Annotated in this window: 15 protein-coding genes and 2 tRNA genes; 13 read left to right on the forward strand and 4 right to left on the reverse strand. The window is 41.4% G+C overall.

Features of this window, described 5'->3' with window-relative positions; translation table 11 throughout:
• The first annotated feature begins 9 nt into the window (after positions 1-9).
• From IRJ18_RS20210 to IRJ18_RS20225, 4 genes are all read left to right on the forward strand, one after another.
• A complete protein-coding gene (locus tag IRJ18_RS20210) occupies positions 10-1,587 on the forward strand; it encodes a SusD/RagB family nutrient-binding outer membrane lipoprotein (RefSeq protein ID WP_194108092.1) in 1,578 nt (525 codons plus the stop codon).
• 17 nt (positions 1,588-1,604) lie between these two features.
• Positions 1,605-2,210, forward strand: a complete 606-nt coding sequence (locus tag IRJ18_RS20215; protein ID WP_194108093.1) for a DUF1735 domain-containing protein — start codon at positions 1,605-1,607, stop codon at positions 2,208-2,210.
• Between the two features lie 378 nt (positions 2,211-2,588).
• The gene (locus tag IRJ18_RS20220; RefSeq protein ID WP_194108094.1) at positions 2,589-5,762 is read left to right on the forward strand and encodes a SusC/RagA family TonB-linked outer membrane protein; all 3,174 of its coding nucleotides are present in this window, start codon (positions 2,589-2,591) and stop codon (positions 5,760-5,762) included.
• Between the two features lie 18 nt (positions 5,763-5,780).
• Positions 5,781-7,226: a RagB/SusD family nutrient uptake outer membrane protein gene (locus tag IRJ18_RS20225; RefSeq protein WP_194108095.1), complete on the forward strand. Its 1,446-nt coding sequence runs from the start codon at positions 5,781-5,783 to the stop codon at positions 7,224-7,226.
• Positions 7,227-7,343: 117 nt separating this feature from the next.
• Here the strand turns inward: IRJ18_RS20225 and IRJ18_RS20230 are convergent, their stop codons facing one another.
• Together IRJ18_RS20230 and IRJ18_RS20235 are read right to left on the reverse strand one after the other, a co-directional pair.
• Positions 7,344-7,751, reverse strand: coding sequence for a DoxX family protein (locus IRJ18_RS20230; protein ID WP_194108096.1), 408 nt, complete (start codon positions 7,749-7,751; stop codon positions 7,344-7,346).
• 11 nt (positions 7,752-7,762) lie between these two features.
• Positions 7,763-8,656, reverse strand: a complete 894-nt coding sequence (locus tag IRJ18_RS20235) for a S66 peptidase family protein (protein ID WP_194108097.1) — start codon at positions 8,654-8,656, stop codon at positions 7,763-7,765.
• A 328-nt stretch (positions 8,657-8,984) separates the two neighbouring features.
• Between IRJ18_RS20235 and metG the strand changes: the two genes are divergently transcribed.
• Positions 8,985-11,048: a methionine--tRNA ligase gene (metG, locus tag IRJ18_RS20240; protein ID WP_194108098.1), complete on the forward strand. Its 2,064-nt coding sequence runs from the start codon at positions 8,985-8,987 to the stop codon at positions 11,046-11,048.
• A gap of 129 nt (positions 11,049-11,177) precedes the next feature.
• Positions 11,178-11,249, forward strand: a tRNA-Arg gene (locus IRJ18_RS20245).
• A 76-nt stretch (positions 11,250-11,325) separates the two neighbouring features.
• Here IRJ18_RS20245 and IRJ18_RS20250 read toward each other — a convergent pair.
• Positions 11,326-12,051 (reverse strand): SGNH/GDSL hydrolase family protein, encoded by a 726-nt coding sequence (locus IRJ18_RS20250; protein WP_194108099.1) that lies wholly within the window; start codon positions 12,049-12,051, stop codon positions 11,326-11,328.
• A gap of 374 nt (positions 12,052-12,425) precedes the next feature.
• Here IRJ18_RS20250 and IRJ18_RS20255 point away from each other — a divergent pair.
• The 5 genes from IRJ18_RS20255 to IRJ18_RS20275 all read left to right on the forward strand — a co-directional run bounded on the left by IRJ18_RS20255 (position 12,426) and on the right by IRJ18_RS20275 (position 17,243).
• Positions 12,426-12,499: transfer RNA gene (locus IRJ18_RS20255), tRNA-Pro, on the forward strand.
• Positions 12,500-12,623: 124 nt separating this feature from the next.
• A complete protein-coding gene (locus IRJ18_RS20260; RefSeq protein WP_194108100.1) occupies positions 12,624-13,934 on the forward strand; it encodes a site-specific integrase in 1,311 nt (436 codons plus the stop codon).
• 42 nt (positions 13,935-13,976) lie between these two features.
• A complete protein-coding gene (locus tag IRJ18_RS20265) occupies positions 13,977-14,813 on the forward strand; it encodes a hypothetical protein (protein WP_194108101.1) in 837 nt (278 codons plus the stop codon).
• A gap of 68 nt (positions 14,814-14,881) precedes the next feature.
• On the forward strand, positions 14,882-15,292 hold the full coding sequence (locus IRJ18_RS20270; RefSeq protein ID WP_194108102.1) for a hypothetical protein: 411 nt from the start codon (positions 14,882-14,884) through the stop codon (positions 15,290-15,292).
• Positions 15,293-15,437: 145 nt separating this feature from the next.
• Positions 15,438-17,243, forward strand: coding sequence for a hypothetical protein (locus IRJ18_RS20275; protein WP_194108103.1), 1,806 nt, complete (start codon positions 15,438-15,440; stop codon positions 17,241-17,243).
• Positions 17,244-17,384: 141 nt separating this feature from the next.
• Here IRJ18_RS20275 and IRJ18_RS20280 read toward each other — a convergent pair whose 3' ends face one another.
• The gene (locus tag IRJ18_RS20280) at positions 17,385-17,558 is read right to left on the reverse strand and encodes a hypothetical protein (RefSeq protein WP_194108104.1); all 174 of its coding nucleotides are present in this window, start codon (positions 17,556-17,558) and stop codon (positions 17,385-17,387) included.
• A 435-nt stretch (positions 17,559-17,993) separates the two neighbouring features.
• Between IRJ18_RS20280 and IRJ18_RS20285 the strand changes: the two genes are divergently transcribed.
• A complete protein-coding gene (locus IRJ18_RS20285; RefSeq protein WP_194108105.1) occupies positions 17,994-18,452 on the forward strand; it encodes a hypothetical protein in 459 nt (152 codons plus the stop codon).
• A 29-nt stretch (positions 18,453-18,481) separates the two neighbouring features.
• Positions 18,482-19,042: a hypothetical protein gene (locus IRJ18_RS20290; RefSeq protein WP_194108106.1), complete on the forward strand. Its 561-nt coding sequence runs from the start codon at positions 18,482-18,484 to the stop codon at positions 19,040-19,042.
• The last annotated feature ends 250 nt before the right edge of the window (positions 19,043-19,292 follow it).

The following is a 19,292-nucleotide window of genomic DNA, read 5'->3' on the forward strand; positions in this document are numbered from 1 at the left end:
TGACAAATAATGAAAAAGTATATCTCGACAATTTTAATAACACTTGCTATTGCCGGAAGCAGTTGTAAGAAAACATACCTGAGCGAGCTGGCTAATAACCCCAACACCCCGGCGGTTACTACCCCGGCGCTGCAATTGACAGGCGCGCTTACCCGTACGGCCACCATAACTAATGGTACAAGCCAGGTGCAATATTTAGCCTGGGATGGTTATATGGCTTATAGTACAAGTTTTCAACCCAGCCCGTCACTGCTGCTTTATTCCATTACCACTGATACATATGATAACTTTACATCGTTGTATCTGAATATCTCGAATTATAATTCGATCCTGAAGGCTACTACCAATCCTAATTTTATAGCCATTGCTAAAATTATGATCGCGTATGATTTTCAGCAACTGGTGGATCAATATAACAACGTGCCATATAGCAGCGCTTTAGATCCTACCAATCTGAACCCTTCTTATGATAATGGTTCAGCCATTTATGATGACCTGGTTAAGCAATTGGATGCTGCGATCAATATGATCAATACAGCGCCAGCTACAAGCACATATCCAGGTAAATCTGATCTGGTTTATGGTGCTACCGACAAAACCGGTATGTTGAAATGGGCTGCATTTGCTAATACTTTAAAATTGCGCCTGGCAATTCACCAGTCATCAAACACTGCGTTATTTGCAACAAAAAAAGCCGCGCTTACTACATCTATAGCTGCTACTGCCTCTTTCGGCTATCTTACTACCTCATCTGAAGGTAACGTACAGCCAGGTTATACTAATACCGACGTTTTGCAGGCCCCTCTTGATGTAGCTTATGGTTTCAAAGCATCAGGCGCTACACAAACTAACACACCAGTTTATCAAGCTAACACGTTTGCGATCAACTTTTTTGTAAATACTGGTGCAGGTAACGCATCTGCTACAGCACCAGGCGGCGGAAGTGCGGCACCATCACCAGGCTTAGGATGGAGCGGTACAGGGACTGATACTGCCCCTAATGATCCTCGTTTATTCCAAATTTACGCTAAGAATACCACCAGTGGCACTGTGGTGGGTACTAAATTGGGAGAAACTCAGCCTCCGGGTTTAACTCCAAGCAGGTTAAGTTCATTTGTGTTAAATCCAACTAAAGCCGCACCGCTTATCAGCGCGGCCGAATCTTACTTCCTGCAAGCTGAAGCAATTAAAGCAGGCTTAATGCCGGGCGGTACTCTCGAACAGGCTGCTGCTTATAACAATGGTGTTACTGCATCGTTTATCGAATTGGGTTTAACTGGCGCACAAGCTAGCGCTTACTTAGCTACTCACGCTTATCCAGCGTTAGCATCCGATGATTTAAGAGAAGAAGCGATTATTACCCAAAAATGGGCATCATTTGATCCGTACAACCCATTAGAAGCTTATACTGAACTACGTCGTACAGGTTATCCTAAAGTACCATTGTCTATTTTAACTGGTGTTACCGCCACACAATATGTACAAAGGTTGCCGTACCCAACAACAGAATTTAATACCAACGGTGTAAACGTTAGCGCGCAAGCTGGCGGGACAGACTTATATTCAAAGATTTTTTGGGCCAAATAATTTAAAAATTAAAGAAAATGAAAAAACTATTTAATATAAAAATTGCCTTAGTTTCTTTAATGGCCACGGCTTTATTTAGCTCATGCCTTAAAGATAAATCGAGGGAATATCATTTCGAAGACAATGCACCGGTGGTTGATTTTGCACTAGCCGCAAATAAAGGTACAGCATTGCAAACAGCTGCACTTGGAGCCAGTACAGGTAAAATAAATGTTAACTTTTTGGTTACGGTACAATCGCCAAGCCCTACAACTGCTGCAGTAACTGTTAACGCATCGTTAATGACCCAGGCACAGTTGACTGCGCTTGCGCCAACTTACACCTTGTTACCCGCAAGTACATATACAATTACTGGTGGTTCAACAAATGTCACAATTCCACCGGGTACTGGTCAGCCAGTTGTTGCGAGTGCCACTGTACCAATTATTGGCGCGGTGCCTGCAACCCTTGCACAGGGACAAGGCGTTATACAATTTGTAGTTGATGCTGCGGCTGTAAAAACTTTACAAACAGCTAATCCAACTACTATTTATGCGCTTCCGCTAATTATTAACTCTGCGGATGGTTTAGGCACAATTGTGGATCAATTCAATAAATTAGTTTACAAAGTTACTGTTCCTTAACGAAACCACTTTAAATAATCAAGCCCCCCGAGCAATCGGGGGGCTTTTTTTTGTTTTTAACTTGTATAATGCTTTCGGAGTTTGCTTCAATTAAATTTAGGCTTTTAAGCCTATAATATAAAAAACAAGCATTTAATAATTACTTATTAAGTAATTATTAAATGCGTTGTACGCGTATGTTAGTGAAAAGTACAAGGTTTGTTTATCATAATATTGTTATTAATTAATTTTCTATTAATAATATTTCGTATAACGTGAAAAGTGCCCTTAGATGTTTGTTAATCTGCGCGCTTTTTTGTTAAAATTTTGATAATACATATTGTATAATTGTTGATTTTATCATAATTTAACGGAATTAATTGATCAAACTATTAACGCATGAAAAAAAATTTACTCAAATTTGTTTTTGTATTGTTGTTATTGAGCTCAAAAGCTTATTCACAATCAAGAACGATTACCGGTACAGTTACCGGTAAAGATGACGGCGCGCCGATCCCTGGCGTAACAGTTGTTGTGGCTGGTACAAAATCCGGCGTCACCACCAATGGCAGTGGTTCTTACACCATCAAGGTGCCTTCGGGGCCTCAATCGCTGGTATTTACTTCCATCGGTTATTTGAAAAAAACAGAAAAGATTACCGGGAGCATACTAAACGTATCGCTCGAATCGGACACTAAATCACTTGCAGAGGTTCAGGTGGTGGGTTATGGTACTACTACCAAGCGTGCCAATGTGGGTAATATCGCCACTGTAAAAGGTTCAGAGGTGGTTGAACAGCCGGTTCAAAACTTTCAGCAGGCTTTAGGTGGCCGCGCACCGGGTGCGCAGATTACCATTGCAAATGGTGTATCAAATACCACCCCGGTTTTCCGTATCCGCGGTACAAACTCCATTTCGTTGAGTTCGCAGCCATTATTTGTTGTAGATGGTGTTACGGTGTTTGCAGGCGATTATGGTAACGAATCTGGTGGCAGCGCATTATCGAATATCGATCCTAACGATATTGAAAGTATTGACATTGCCAAAGATGGTGCCGCAACGGCTATTTATGGTAGCCAGGGTGCCAATGGTGTAGTATTTATCACAACCAAAAAAGGTAAAAAGGGCACCGCGGTTATAAGTGTGAATGCTTACACTGGTGTTACTAATGTTTCAAGATTACCGCAGGTACTAAATGCAGCGCAGTACGTCGCTTTAAAAAATGAGGCAATGGTAAATGCGGGGGTTTATAGCGCGGCAACAGTACCAGCAAGTGGTTTTGGCCATGCAGGTTTTACCACCGATGCTTCCGGCAACCAGGTTGATACCAAATGGGCCGACCTTGTTTACCACACGGGTAAAACCTATAATGTAAGCACCAGCATTAGCGGCGGGACAGAAAAAACAACTTACTATGGATCGGCCAACTGGAGCAGTCAGGAAGGCATTATCAGACGCGATGCCTATAAGAACAAAGGGATGAACTTTAACATTGATCATAAGGCTAACAAGTACATTACACTGGGCATGAAAGTTTCTTATGTAGATCAGTTAAGCCTTGCTGCAGTTACTTCAGGATCACTTGCGGGCGAGCAGTATGCCACCGCCGGTTTAGGCCGCGAGGCGTTGTTGCTTCCACCGGATATATCTCCTTATAATGCCGACGGAAGCTATAATACCAACGGTGCAGGTATGGGCACGCAAGGTAACGTAGGTTCGGCTTACGGTACTATTGCTTATACCAATCCAGTATCAGCATTAGCACTCGACCGTGCTAATGCAGAGATAAGCCATACTTCGGCCAACGTTTACCTGCAGGTTAAACCAACACCGTGGATAACCCTGAAAACATTGTATGGTGCCGACATTATATTTAATACCGCTGACAGCTTCACAAACCCAATCACTAACTATGTTTCTGGTGTTAACACTGCTTCGGCGCTTGCTTTTGAGTCTACTAACAAAAGATATGTTTGGGACAATACTGCACAATTTGATCACACTTTTTTCGGTAAGCATAACTTCTCGTTATTATTAGGTAACGAACAACGTGGTACCAATACAAACAGTTTCCAGTTAAACCGTTCGGTTTTGTCTGATCCTGCGTTCAACGTTATTCAGGCCGGTTATTCAACTACTACCTATGGCGGCGGCGGCATTGGGGTAAACTATTTGGTTTCCTTCTTTGGCCGTTTGAATTATAACTTTGATGAGAAATACTTTTTGTCGGGAACAATCCGCCGCGACGGTTACTCGGGCTTCGGCGCCGACAAAAAATACGGCTACTTTCCGGGTTTTGGCGCTAGCTGGGTGGTTGATAAGGAGAAATTTTGGGACAACATGCATTTTGACAAGGTTTTCAGCAGTTTGAAGCTTAGAGGTAGTTATGCGCAGGTTGGTAATAGCAATGTGGGCGACTTTGGTTCATATACCTTATACAGCGCTTCTGGTTTATATAACGGCCAGGGCACCGTATTGCCAAGTTCAACCGGCAATGATAAATTAGGATGGGAAACCAGCAAAAAAACTGATATCGGCTTCACCGTTGGTTTCTTTAAAGACAGACTGACCCTGGATGCAGCAGCATATTATAACAATATTAATGGTTTGTTATATAACGTTCCGGCCCCACCATCAGCTGGTTTAGCAAGTAACCCGCTGGTTAACGTTGGTTCAATGTGGAACAAAGGTTTGGAATTTGATTTGAATGCAAGTATTATTCAAAACTCATCATTCAGATGGACCGCTAATTTTAACATTAGCTTTAACCAAAATAAAATTACAGCCCTGGCAACCGGTATCAATCAATATACCAGCGGTACTACCACAAGCGAGATCACTAATATCAGCCAGGTGGGCTACTCTATCGGTAATTTGTGGATGATCCGCTCAGCCGGTGTTGATCCTAACAACGGGCGTCGTATTTGGATAAACGCTGCTGGAACTAAAGTGGAGTACGCGCCTACAGGTACTACGGCAACACCAACGCAAAAATGGTATTACATGGATGGTACTGCCGCGCCGGCCATTACCCAGGCAGCTGATGCGGTTAACTATGCCAATTCTACGCCAAAAGCATATGGCGGCTTTAGTAATACATTCAGTTACAAAGGGTTTGATTTGAACATCTTATGTACCTATCAGTTAGGTTTTAGTGTTTATTATGGAACACAAGCCACTTTAACCGATCAGCGTTTTTGGAATAACTCCACCATAATACTTAACCACTGGACTACACCAGGCCAAACGGCACAATATCCACAGGTTTACTATGGTGATAACGTATCTAACGGTACAGGTCTTCCATCCGATTTTAATGTTTATAAAGGCGATTTCCTGAAATTAAAAACAGTTAACTTTGGTTATACCATACCTAAAAACATCACCAGTAAGGTAAATATTTCAAACTTGCGTGTATTTGTATCAGCACAAAACCTGGCTATTATAACCAAGTATCCCGGGCCGGATCCGGAAGTTAGCGCAGGTGGTACAGGTAACTCTACCCAGGGTATAGATCGTAATACGGCCGCTAATGCAAGGGTTATCACGGCTGGTATATCGCTTAAATTTTAATTATTAAAGAGATCAAAGATGAAAAAGAAAATTATATTATCAATGTGCGTCGGCTTGCTTGCATGCTACTCGTGCCAAAAATCAGCCTTAACCCCCGCGCTACCAACGTCAATATCAAATCAAGGATATGCACAATTTAGTACAGTAGCGCGTATACAAGCTGGGGTGCTTGGTCTATATGCTACCGTGCGCAGTGGCGCGTCATTTGGAGGGCGCTATATTGAAGCCGACGAGGCTAAAGGAGATAACTGGATAAATGCTACGTCAAATGGTATCACTGATTACAATACCTGGCGGGAAGCCAACACCAGTAACGATACCGAAGTTGTAGGTTTATGGGGACAATGCTACCTTTCTATTAACGATTGTAATTTGTTTATAGATGGTATGGCAGCTTCGGGCAGCGCAGTATTAGGGAACGCTACATTAACTAACAACTATGTTGCTGAAGCACGCTTTTTACGCGCGTTAAATTATTTCGCGTTGTTAAACATGTATTGCCAGCCTTATGCGGTTAGTAACGGCGCAAGCCCGGGTGTACCATTGCGCCTTACAGGTAATTCATCTGCTGGTGATTATACACTGGCACCCGCTACAGTAGCACAGGTTTACACGCAAATTATTTCCGACCTTACTTTTGCCGAAGCTAACCTGCCTTTAGCATATTTCACTACAGGTACAACGCTTGATGCTACATCAAATACTACCCGCGCATCGCGCAATACAGCGATAGCGCTATCAACACGCGTTTATTTAGCTAAAGGCGACTATGCTAACGTAATTACACAAGCTAATAAAATTGTAACGCTTACCGCTCCGTTTACCGCGACAACTGGTGTACCTTATGCGCTGCAGGCTAATATTGCCAATGTTTTCAAAACGCCGTACACAACTACCGAGTCTGTATTCTCGTTACCGTTCACTACTGCAGAAACCCCTGGTACCCAAAATCAACTGGCTACATATTTTGTTAATACAACAGGTGAATTTTACATTAATGCATCCAGCCAATTGTTTACCGACCCTAACTGGAGGGCGACAGATGCACGCCGTGGCTTAACAAAAGTATCGGGTACCAAAACTTATTCTAACAAGTACCCAACCGGCTCGCCGTATACAGATTGGGCACCGGTTATGCGTTACTCTGAAGTATTGCTTAACCTGGCCGAAGCACGTGTAAATGTAAACGGTGTTGCCGATCTTCAGGCCATTGCTTTATTGAACGCGGTTAGGCAGCGTTCAGATCCGGGAGCACCCGCTATTATACCTACTATAGCCAATATCCTGGAAGAAAGAAATATCGAATTTTTAGCTGAAGGCAAACGCTGGTTAGATTTATGGCGCTTGCACATGGATATCCCGGCTAAGGGCGCTACTATTGGCGTATTGCCGGCAACAGCACCCGCTTATATCTGGCCAATGTCGGCCACCGAGCAGGTATATAACCCAGCTATAGGAAGATAAACGCTCCAAATGTTAATTAGGGCAAGCAACCGGGGCTTTCCATAATTTATAATATAAGAATGAAACCGGGACGATTTGAGCCCTGGGATATTAATTATCCCGGGGCTTTTTATATGGCTACTTTTTATCGACACTGTATTTACCCGGGCCTACAAATAACAATCCGGCAAACATAATGGCATCTTCAATGGCGTGCGATGCGCCCATCAGCCCCTCTCCTTTGTGAAAGTGGAACAGGGCGGCCACCACCAAATCAATAACTAATAATAAACACACCGGGCGGAAAGCTAAACCTAAAATAAGCAGAAACCCCCCAACTGTTTCAACTACAGCCGATGCCAGTCCCCAAAATACCGGGAAAAAATGAATGCCTGCACTGCCCATAGCGCTGCCTATTGTTTCCCAACTTTTTACACCGCCTTCTAATTTAGGCAAGCCATGAAAGATGAACATTAAGCCTAAACCTACGCGGATAATGAGTAAGCCAAAATTGCGGTAATTACCTAAGTTGCCAAAAATTGCCATATGTGATGTTTTTAAGTGTATGATGCGGTTACATGGTGATCTTCTACAGATAAATTTAATGTTTTACCGAAAATGATAGCATGATTATCGGGAATATGGCCTGCCGGAAAATCAAAGCAAACCGGGTAGGTATATTCGCCAACCAGGTGCATTACTATGTTATGCAGGCTAATGCCAAATGGGATATCATTATCCTTTAGCTCGGTAAACCCGCCAATTATTAAACCCGCCAGCTTACTTAGCTTGCCAGCGCGCTTTAGGGTATGCAGCATACGGTCTATTGAATAATAGTATTCACCTACGTCTTCAAGAAACAATATTTTACCGGTATAATCCATATCTGATACGGAACCCAGCATCGCGATAAGCAAACTTAAATTGCCCCCTATAACCGGGGCCGAAGCTTCACCCGCCCGGTTTAAACTATGTGATTTAAAGCTATAGGTAACGGCTTCGCCAAACAGGGTCTTTTTAAGCGATATAAGCGATTGTGACGAAGCGTCGGGTACATTTACCGGCATTTGCCCGTGGATGGTTTGCAGCCCGTAATTAGTATGCAAATGGCTATGTAAAACTGTAATATCACTAAACCCAACAATCCATTTCGGGTGAGTGGCCAGCTTGCTGTAATCAACCATATCTACTATACGTACTGTTCCGTACCCGCCCCGGGCGGCAATAATGGCTTTTACGCTATCGTCATCAATAAAGTTTTGCAGGTCGCGGGCACGCAATTCGTCATCGCCGGCAAACTGGTGATAACTGGCTTGCAGGGTTTCGCCCTGTATTACTTCAAGGCCCCAGCTTTGCAGCACTTTAACTGCTTCGGTCATTGGTCTCGGTAATTTTTTGGCAGGACAGGTAATGGCTATTTTATCGCCCTTTTTTAAATGTGGAATGATCATAGTTAATCCGGAACATTGTAAGTCGGAAAGCCCGGATTCAAATATAGGAAAGTCCGGAAGACGGTAAGTAAGAAGCCCGAAAGATTTTAAAGATAGGCGGTCGGCAAATTTAAGGCAAAGCAGTTAATGGCATCTTTGTATGGTTTACACATTTTGCCATGTGTAAACACATAATTATGTTATAATAAGTTAGTTAACTAAAAATTTACATAGAATTTTGTAAACCATGTAAACCATGTAAACCATGTAAACCATGATTTGAGGGGGCGACCAGCTTCCGGGCTTACCGTCTTTCCCACTTCCGGACTATTCAGTATCTTTGCACCCTATGTCACAAATTGATCATTATAAAAGATATACCATTACCTCGGCGCTGCCTTATGCTAACGGCCCTTTGCATATTGGGCACCTGGCCGGCGCTTATATGCCTGCCGATATTTTCGTACGCTATCTGCGTTTGAAGAAAAAGGACGTAGTATACATTTGCGGGTCGGATGAGCATGGGGCGGCTATCACCATAAAAGCAAAAAAAGAAGGCACAACGCCGCAGGCTATTATTGATAAGTACCACGGACAGATCAAACAAAGCTTCGAGGAGTTTGGGATTAGTTTTGATATTTATCACCGCACCTCATCGCCCATACATCATGATCTATCGCAGGAGTTCTTCCTGAACCTGTACGAGAAAGGCGAGTTTATAGAAAAATACTCCGAACAATATTTTGACGAGGACTACCAACAGTTCCTGGCCGACCGTTACATTACCGGCACCTGCCCTAATTGCAGTAACCCAAATGCTTACGGCGACCAGTGCGAGCGTTGCGGCACATCGCTAAACCCTACAGACCTGATCAACCCGGTATCAACCCTAAGTGGAAAGACCCCTATATTAAAACCCACCAAACACTGGTTTTTACCATTGGATAAATACCAGCCCTGGCTGGAGAACTGGATTGCTGATAAAGAAGGTGAATGGAAAGTGAACGTATTTGGGCAATGTACCTCATGGTTAAAATCGGGCTTACAGCCCCGATCAATGACTCGGGACCTGGATTGGGGTATTGATGTACCGCTGGAAGAAGCCAAAGGCAAAAAGCTTTACGTTTGGATGGACGCACCTATCGGCTATATATCGGCCACTAAGCAATGGGCTATAGATAATAGTAAAGACTGGCAACTATACTGGAAGAAACAAAAAGATGAAGCCGACGATGCTTGTCTGCTGCACTTTATTGGTAAGGATAATATTGTATTCCACTGTATTATTTTCCCATCCATACTACATGCACATGGCGAATATATATTGCCGCAGAACGTGCCTGCAAACGAGTTTTTAAACCTGGAAGGCGATAAACTGTCCACATCACGCAATCACGCGGTTTGGCTGCACGAATACCTGGAAGAGTTTCCTGGCAAGCAGGACGAGTTGCGTTATGTTTTAACCAGCATACTGCCTGAAACCAGCGACAGCGAGTTTACCTGGAAGGATTACCAAGCCCGCGTAAATAACGAATTAGTAGCTATACTGGGTAATTTTGTTAACCGGGTGATGATATTGATGCATAAGTTTTTTGACGGAAAAGTTGTAGGTGGCGCTATATTAAAAAATGATAGCCTGACTACAGAAATAGGCAATTTGTACGATGAGATGGAACGCAGCCTGGATGCCTACAAATTTCGCCAGGGCCTGCAGGCTGTAATGGATATGGCCCGTTTGGGTAACCGTTACCTTACCGAGCAGGAGCCATGGAAAACCATAAAAACCGACGAAGCCGGCGCGCGCGAAGCGTTGCATAATTGCCTGGTGCTGATAGTGCATATAGCTACGGGCTTGCAGCCATTTTTACCAGCCACGGCCAAAAAGATATTGGCTATGCTAAATTGGCCGAATAATAATATTGGTTTTGATGAAGAAGCGGTTTTTGCCGACGGGCACGAATTGGCAGCGGCATCATTACTATTTGAAAAGGTAGAGGATGAAGTGGTTGAAAAACAAATAGCCAAGCTCCAAGCTAAAAAGCAGGTTGTTGCTGAAGCTGTCGTACCGGAAATTACCCCCGCGAAAGCTGATGTCAATTACGAAAGCTTTGCCACCATGGATATCCGTGTAGGGACTATACTTACTGCTGAAAAGGTAGCCAAAACTAAAAAGCTGATGAAGCTGACCATTGATACTGGTATCGATCAGCGCACGGTGGTATCGGGTATTGCCGAGCACTTTGAGCCCGAGAATATTATTGGCAGGCAAGTAAGCATATTGGTAAACCTTGAACCGCGCGAAATAAAAGGCATTGTATCGCAGGGGATGATCCTAATGGCCGAAAACGCACAAGGGAAACTAACCTTTGTATCACCAGGAGAAGGCATGCATAATGGGTCGGTAATCAGGTAATTTTAAATGTTCACATATGCAAATATGCGTATGTGTAAATGGGTTTGCCTAAATCAGGTATAATTTGCACTTTTGCAAACGCAATAAGAATTTGCAAAAGTGTACATCCGCGCATTTGCACATTCAATAGGTCCCGTAGTTCAACGGATAGAATAGGAGTTTCCTAAACTCTAGATATGAGTTCGATTCTCGTCGGGACCACTAAAAGGGAAAATGCTCCTACAGTATTTTCCCTTTCTTTTTCAAACAAACCTCGGGTCATAATAGCACCACAATGTCATTGCTCAAGCTGTTGCTTTAATATCGGATGCTGTAATGTTGAATTGAAAATAACAGTGTGTCCTGCATTGTTAAGATGTATGCCATCCCCATATTCCATAGTTGATTTTATGGAGTAGGTAGGGGTGCTTAGTGACATTAAAAAATCGTTTACATGATAGGAATAAACACTTTTCAGTGTATCGTTTAGTGTTTTCAGCTGCATACGTTCTGTGGCGGCGCTAAAATCGCGAGGCTGAGTGCCAAAAATAATGTAAGGAACCTTAACAGAATCCAGCACATGAGTAAGCCGTTGAAAGTTGCTTAAAATCTCCATATTAGTATAATTAGCGGCTATATCGTTGTTTGGCAGACTAATAAGCACCAGGTTTGGTTTATACAATAAAGCCTTAGTGATATTACGGGCGGTATCAGGCGTTGGTTTCCCATGAATTATACAGTTACTTGGCAAAACATTGTAGGTAGTATATCCCTCGTAAGCTAAATTGATAAAGTTAGCTAGTGTTGTTTTATTGACAGCAACCTGTAGCTTTTTTGCCCATGATGAATCTATAGGGTTGGCCCCGAATCCTTGCGCTGTTGATGAACCTAATATCACAATAGTAAGGGAGGCTGGTTTAGTTTTTTGGTTAACAGGCGAAGGCACTATGTTGTTAGAAAGCTTATTGCAGGCTGCTACAAGCAGTATACAGGCAATTAATAGGGGTGTTTTAAATTTTTTCATAAGCATCAATCATCTCTTTATTCTGGGTCATAAATAAGTTGTTTTACAAAAATGGACATGAATTGCGACCGCAGGTTAAACAACTTATTGCTTCTGTGTCAACTACAAGGCAAATTAAATGCCAATAAAAAAGATTACTGTAAGTCTATATAGCTCTTTGGAGCGTTGCCAACCAAAGTAGGATGCCCATCGATTTATTTTGATAAATAAAATGATTTAACTGCCAATAAGGTTTCATTTAACATTTGCACATAGAACTCAACTTTTTATATTTGCGTTGTAATACGTGTACTACTATTATAAAAATAATTCAACATAGTGTTTAATCAGCTAATAGAAGGTTATGCGCTGTAGCTCATGAATTAATTAAAGCTCGGGATGTAGCGTAGCCCGGTATCGCGCCAGCATGGGGTGCTGGAGGTCGGAAGTTCGAATCTTCTCATCCCGACTTAAAAGAAGCATCAGAGAGCATATTTGAAAGGTTTAAATACTAATCGGATATGCTCTTCTGCTTTTGTTTACTCCTTTGTTTACCCCCGTGATTACTCCTAATTGTCGTAACACAACAAGTTATGGCTACAGTAGCAGTAGTTTTAAAGACTACAAAGAAATTATCTAACAATGAATATGCAGTTGCTATTAGAGCAACACACGAAAGGCAAAGCCGCTATTATCCACTTAGCACCCTTGTAACTAATCAATCGTTACCATGGCGATGCACGACCGCTGATTGGAAGCCTGCTGAGGCGGAAGACAATGGCTTGGGCAAGTTCCGGAAAACGTTTTTACCTTATAAAGAATGTAACAGCATCTTAAAAACAAAGCTAACGGAAGCGCAACTCATCCTTACACGCTACGAGGAGCAAAACATTATGTTTAGCTTCGAGCAATTTGAAGCAGACCTTAAACACAAAGAGTATGCGACAACACCTGTTACCGTTGTGGCAGAGGCAGTCCAATCAGTCTCCCTCCAGGACTACTACTCTCAGCAAATCTTAATATTAGAAGAACAACAACGCGAGGGAATGGCTGGCTTGTATAGGGAGAATAAGAGTATATTAAATAAATTCAAGCCTTCGGCTATGTTGATTGATGTTAACTTCCGTTTCCTTGAAAGTTTTGAATACTGGATGCGTAATGTTCGCAACAACATGGATACCACGATAAGCGTGAAGATGCGTAACCTTCAAAGGGTTATTAACCAAGCTATTGAGGATAAGTTATTTAATAAGGACGAATACCCATTTGGCGAGAAGAGGTACAGCATCAACAAGCGTCTTGATCACAACACTAAAAAGATTGCGATAATGCTGGATAGAGTTAGTAAAATTAAAGCTTTGGACTTAAAGCCAGGGTCATCTCTGCACTTTGCTCAGCAGGTGTTTCTTTTTAGCTACTACTGTCGAGGAATGAACTTTGTTGACATGACTTTTCTTAAATGGAAAGATATAGTAGACAACACGCTAACTTATACTCGTAGGAAGACACGTGGAAAGTTCAACATTCCACTTAACAGCCATGCACTTACTATTTTGAAGTTCTTTAAACAGCAATATGAGATACCAGGAGGTTATGTGTTTCCTATACTCAATCCTAAAATACACACCACTACAAAACAACAGTACACGAGAAAGAAAACAGCCCTTAAAGCCGTTAATGACAATCTCAAGAAGCTTGCCAATTTGATAGATGAACCGAGTTTGAAGTTGACGACAAACGTTGGGAGACATACATATGCGACAGGTTTAAAACGTTCCGGTGCTAACACTGCTTATATAACCGAAGCCTTAGGTCATGCCACGCAAGAGCAAACTCAGACATACTTAGCTGAGTTTGAAAAGGGTGAGATTGAAAGTTGGGAGAATAAGATGTTTGAAGTTTAAATTGGTGATGGAACACCTCCATCACTTTTTTTACCTTTGGATATGGAGTTACTCGTGTTTCATTTGAAGCCTAATTTTAAGGTCTTAAGTAAGTACCTGCAATTTGATAGCACTGCTGAATCATTTGAGCAATCATACGCTGAAGGATGTGCACTTGAAGTTAACACTTATACAACCTTTGAAACAGCAAACGAGGTTTGCAATGCCTTTACTGAACTTACAACGAGTAATGGATTACAACATCATAACGATGACCTTTTATTCATAGCTTTAACCCGTTTAATCGAACAACAGGCAGAGTTGGATGCAATTGTGGATGAACACAGAGTTGCACTGCGAACTAAAGAGCTTGCTGGACTAATTGTTACAATGCAAAACAGCTTATTAAGTTCCATACTGATTCAAAGCGGCGAGGGGTCCTTTAGTTTAACCGACCCCGTGTTGAGACAATGGGTGCATGATAGTATCCTTAACAACGTGGATAAGTTGAATATAAATGACTTGAACGGACGCCCACAGTATTTAGGCAACGGAGGTGAGGTTATCCAGGAAGAATTACAACGTGCAGTACGCATGACAATTAAAGACCTCAAATCAGTCAGTCAAGCCTTAAGGGATAAACAAAATACAGAACTCGCTTTCAGCTTACTTCCTTATCTTAATGGTGAAACACACATGAAGGTAAGGAAGAATCAAAACTTTACGGACGCGCAACTTACATTCCTTTATGAAATGTTGTGTTGTTTAAAGCTGATGGTTCCCAAACCATTTGTTAGTAATGACTACCAGGCAAAGGACTACATGCGTTCAAATATCATCGCATACGCAAAACGTATCAAAAGAAAGGAAAGCAAAACAAAAAAAGTTAGCACGACCTGATTTCCCTGAGGTACTATTTGGTATTACGATACTTGCCTCAATCGGTATTAACCAAGCCGAGGAAAACAATGAACATTTATAATAAACTTCATGGCGAAACAATCGCTGCGCTACTGAATGACGGTAGGCCCAAGTTGACGGCAAAACAATTCTTAGGCAAGGATGGAACTAATGCGTATTACAACAATGAAACATTGCTTTCATTTGTAAAGACCCTGCGACCACAGGAAATTTCCGAAATGCAAGAGATTTTAAAAGGCATGTCAGAAGGTCTACGAATAGTAGGAACTATCGCGTCCAGAACAGACAAAGGAGGCCGTAGGTATGCTTACCTTAACCTGCAACATGTTAACGCCAATACGGGAGGTAAATTTATCCTTGAAGATGGTACAACACGTTTCTTAAATGATTACATGAACGGCAAGTTTGTAGTAGGTTTTACCCTTGAGGAACTTGTTGAAGAAGCGATGAACGCCTAAGCATCAATTGCCTGGTACATCCGTACCGGGCTTAATCAATTTTATTTTTTTAACAGCCTAACAGTGCCTTAACAGCATTGACAGGAAAACTATTATCAAGATGTACTTAAAACGTAACGTAATCGCATTACCAATACATAAGTATTTGAGCGATATTGAACCATACAAATCAACAGGTATACCCACTAACAGCATTACTCATAAGATTGTTCCCGGGTGTGGCATAACAACATACGAAATCCGATATGCGAAGCACCGTAGTATTATAATCTTACCGAATGTGCCTGTGATTAAAAGCAAGGTTGAGGAGCATAATAAAATGTTTACCGACCAACAGATCCTCGGAGTTTATAAAGGTATTGATGTTGACGATATAAAGGTTTACCTCTTAAAGCCAGGGAACTACAAGAAGATACTTACCACGCCCGAAGGTTTTATCAGTAAAGTAATGAAAGCTTTCGACGGCCAATTGGAGTCATTGTATGCTGATTGGTTCTTACTTTACGATGAATGCGAACGCATTATCACGGACATTTCATATCGCGGTGCCATAGCAGCACCACTTGACTTGTTCTTTCGGTTTAAAAACAAAGCATTAGTATCTGCTACAACCCTGCCGTTTAGTGACGACCGATTTAAAGAGTTTGTCAACTATTTTATTCAACCAGAGTTTGATTATAGCCAGCCATTGACAGTCCTTAGTACGAACAATGTCATTGCATCGTTGAAGGCAAAACTCGATGACCTGCAAAGTGAGACAGTATGCATCTTTATCAATTCGACGAAAGGTATCCACGCAATCATTGAAACATTAGCAATTAAGTATGAAAGCAAAGTTTTTTGTGGGAATGAAAGTGTTGTTAAGCTAATGGAGTTAGGGTATATGAACGCTTCAAGTGAGTTTAGCGTAAAACAGATGGGTAGATACAATTTCTTCACCAGTCGCTACTTTTCTGCTTTTGATATTCTATTGAATCACAAACCTGATGTTATAATGATTTCCGATATCATTTTTGCTGACCATAGTATACTTGACCCACATACCGAGGTAATACAGATAGCAGGACGCTTCCGTAAAGGCGTTACAAGTCTGACCCACATAACAAATTATGACCCCTTCTTAGCGGTAATGGATGAGCACGAAGCTTCGAACTATTTAAATGGATGCTTAGATACGTATGAACATATCCTTATGTTGTTCAAAAAGGCAAAGCACAAAGCAAGTAAGGAAACTCTCGAATTTTTTGTGAAGAACTCTCCGATAGCAAGTTTCTTTACAGAGGGTAAACGCAATAACTTTATGATCGATAACGACCTTAATGAAGAGCGAGTTAAGAACTATTATGTATCTTCTGATAGATTAAAAGAGGCATATACTGAAGTATCTGACCATTTTAATATTACCCATGCTACAGAGGAGTATGTTGTTGGCGACAATGATTTCAGGCGACTTTCACGGCAACCAACCAAAAAAGATAAGTGGCGGCAAGTTGCTATGCTAATGGATAGGTACACTGCAAAGCCAGGTGGTGCAATACTTCTTACTCCTGATTTAGCGCAGATCAAAGCAACTTTGTATAGAAATTATCCATTGATAGGTGAGGCTTACAATCTATTGGGCTTGCACGGTTTAGAAGGAACTGAATACATTAGAGAAACTATTCAAGCAGCAATCAAAGCAGCCAAAGCACACAATATCATTGTAGCAGCAGCACCATTTGTACAGTCTAGATTTTCTGAATACACAACAGTTCCCGAATCTAAGATCGTTGATGAGTTAACCGCTATATATAAGAAACAAGGTATCACATATAGGGTATCAGCTGCTCATATCCTTCGTTACTTTGAAGGTAAGCGTTCCCAAATTTCTAAAGAAAACGTTTACATCCTAACAACAAAGAAAACGTTTGAAGCTAAGCGCTATGGCATGACGATAAAAATATCCGGTTAGGGTATGCAATCGTTGATGATAATCTATCAATCTAACTCAGACATTGTTGTTTTTTTTAATTTAATACAGGGTCTCTAATTCTTGAGTTAGGCAACAAGGCAGCCATAGAGCTGCTTTTGCCATTAACGATTTTACCGACAGCTAAACAATCAGTTTCAAGCTTGATAGTTTGATTGATTGATTAACAAACAGCATCCCGTTTAGTAGTTGTGTACGCTCTATCACAGCTTCATCTCCATGGATGGCTACTATTTTATAAGGTACATCATCGTGTAAGCTTTGGGTCATGTCCCAAACTAAATCATTTATATTCATTTGCATTACGTTTGTTTAATAAGCGAATGTATACACCTAATTTAGAAATAGCAAGATTTCTGAATGCGCTAAAACTTCACATTATATATATAGACCTTGTATCGCTAAATTCTAAAAATATTTTTTTCAGTATGCCTTAAAATACCTACCCCTGCCTCTATCTATACTTTGGTCGATTATTTGAGTGATCGAGTTTTCAAAAGTTAATCTGTGGCTTAAACACGCGCTTAGCTCTGATTTGTACCCCCTTGCCAGTGTCCGATATCAAACTAAATATTTACGTGAGGTTTAAGCCAATAGCCTACCCCAGTCGCTTCGTTTTCGTTCCTACGGAAGAAACTTGCTAAGTTGACTAAGCATTGTCAAGCAATGCTGCCACCTGGATAGCTATCAACTAAACCTCACCTAATCACTAACCTATTTAATCATTAACCAATGGAAGTGCAAAACAATTTATTTCTCAAAACCAAACAAAACAAACGCTGGACTATAGCCATGAGCAGGCCCGAAAAGTATGTAAAGATGATGAACGAAAGTACAGAAGCTGCTTATCACCGCATCATCACCTTTATAAAACAGCAGCATCTGAAACCTACAGAGAGATACTTCGAACGTGATTATAAACATGATACCTCGGAGGGAATATTCGGTATGCACTGCTTTATGACGCCTTCATTTTATTGGGCCTTAAACTGCTCCTTGCTTTACACCTATGAAGTAGAATTTGCTTTCAGCAGTTGTCCTTGTGAAAGCGACATCAGGCACATGATTAGGGCTTATCCACTTGATCGCAATACAAGTGAAGCTCAGTTACAACCTGACTTTAAAGCGTATTACGACAAAGTGTTGCAGGTACAGGAGCCGCGATTTATTCATTCTTTACAAGGTAACTAAGTCGGTTACCACACGAACATTACAATAGCTTGGCCAATAGCCAGGCTATTTTCATTTTAACCTATTTATTAACCCTTAACCCAATAACCATGAAAAGCACACAAGCCGCTACATCAGCGCAGTTACCTTTTAATAAGGTAGTAAAAGATGCCTATTTTAAGCTACTGAAGGACACTAAAAAGCTGTTGGCTACCTTGGAGAGGCATGAGCTTAGATGCATCCTTGAACGTGAAGATCGTTCGCCAATGGGCTTCGGTACCAAAGTCCACGAAATTATTAGTCCTCTGCTATACCTAAGCTTGGAATGTGAAGCAGATGAACTAACAATCCACTTTGGCTTCGAACTAATGAACGGAAACGATTCTGAATACTCAACTATTACATCACGTTTCGTTAGGATGCTATACAGTTACACGGCTAAAGAACAAACAAACATCAACATTGAACGCTGTGTTAATACTGACTATGTGATTTATGATTGCTCGGTATTGTATGAAACCGTTGAAGAACGAATGAGGCATCATACGCTTAAAGTGATACCACATAAACCAGCTTCAGAAAAAAGAAAAGCTGTAATGGCAGTAGCATAATATTTACTTAGTTGTTATCTTCGTTGGAAACGGAGGTAACAGCAGTACAGTAAAACTTACCATTACATATAATTAAGATATAAGTGTTTAGCTTATTGTTCTTGTCTTAGAAAACGGCAAATTTAATTAGACAACGAGAGCAAATTAGTTCAGGCACCCGCGCGATAGGCGTGGGTACTGGCTTGTTTGTTGTTGTCAGGTATTTGCCGTACCTCTAAGACGCAGACTAAGTTCAGTCCTGCGCTTATTG

The organism is Mucilaginibacter boryungensis (assembly GCF_015221995.1).
GTDB classification, from domain to species: Bacteria; Bacteroidota; Bacteroidia; order Sphingobacteriales; family Sphingobacteriaceae; genus Mucilaginibacter; species Mucilaginibacter boryungensis.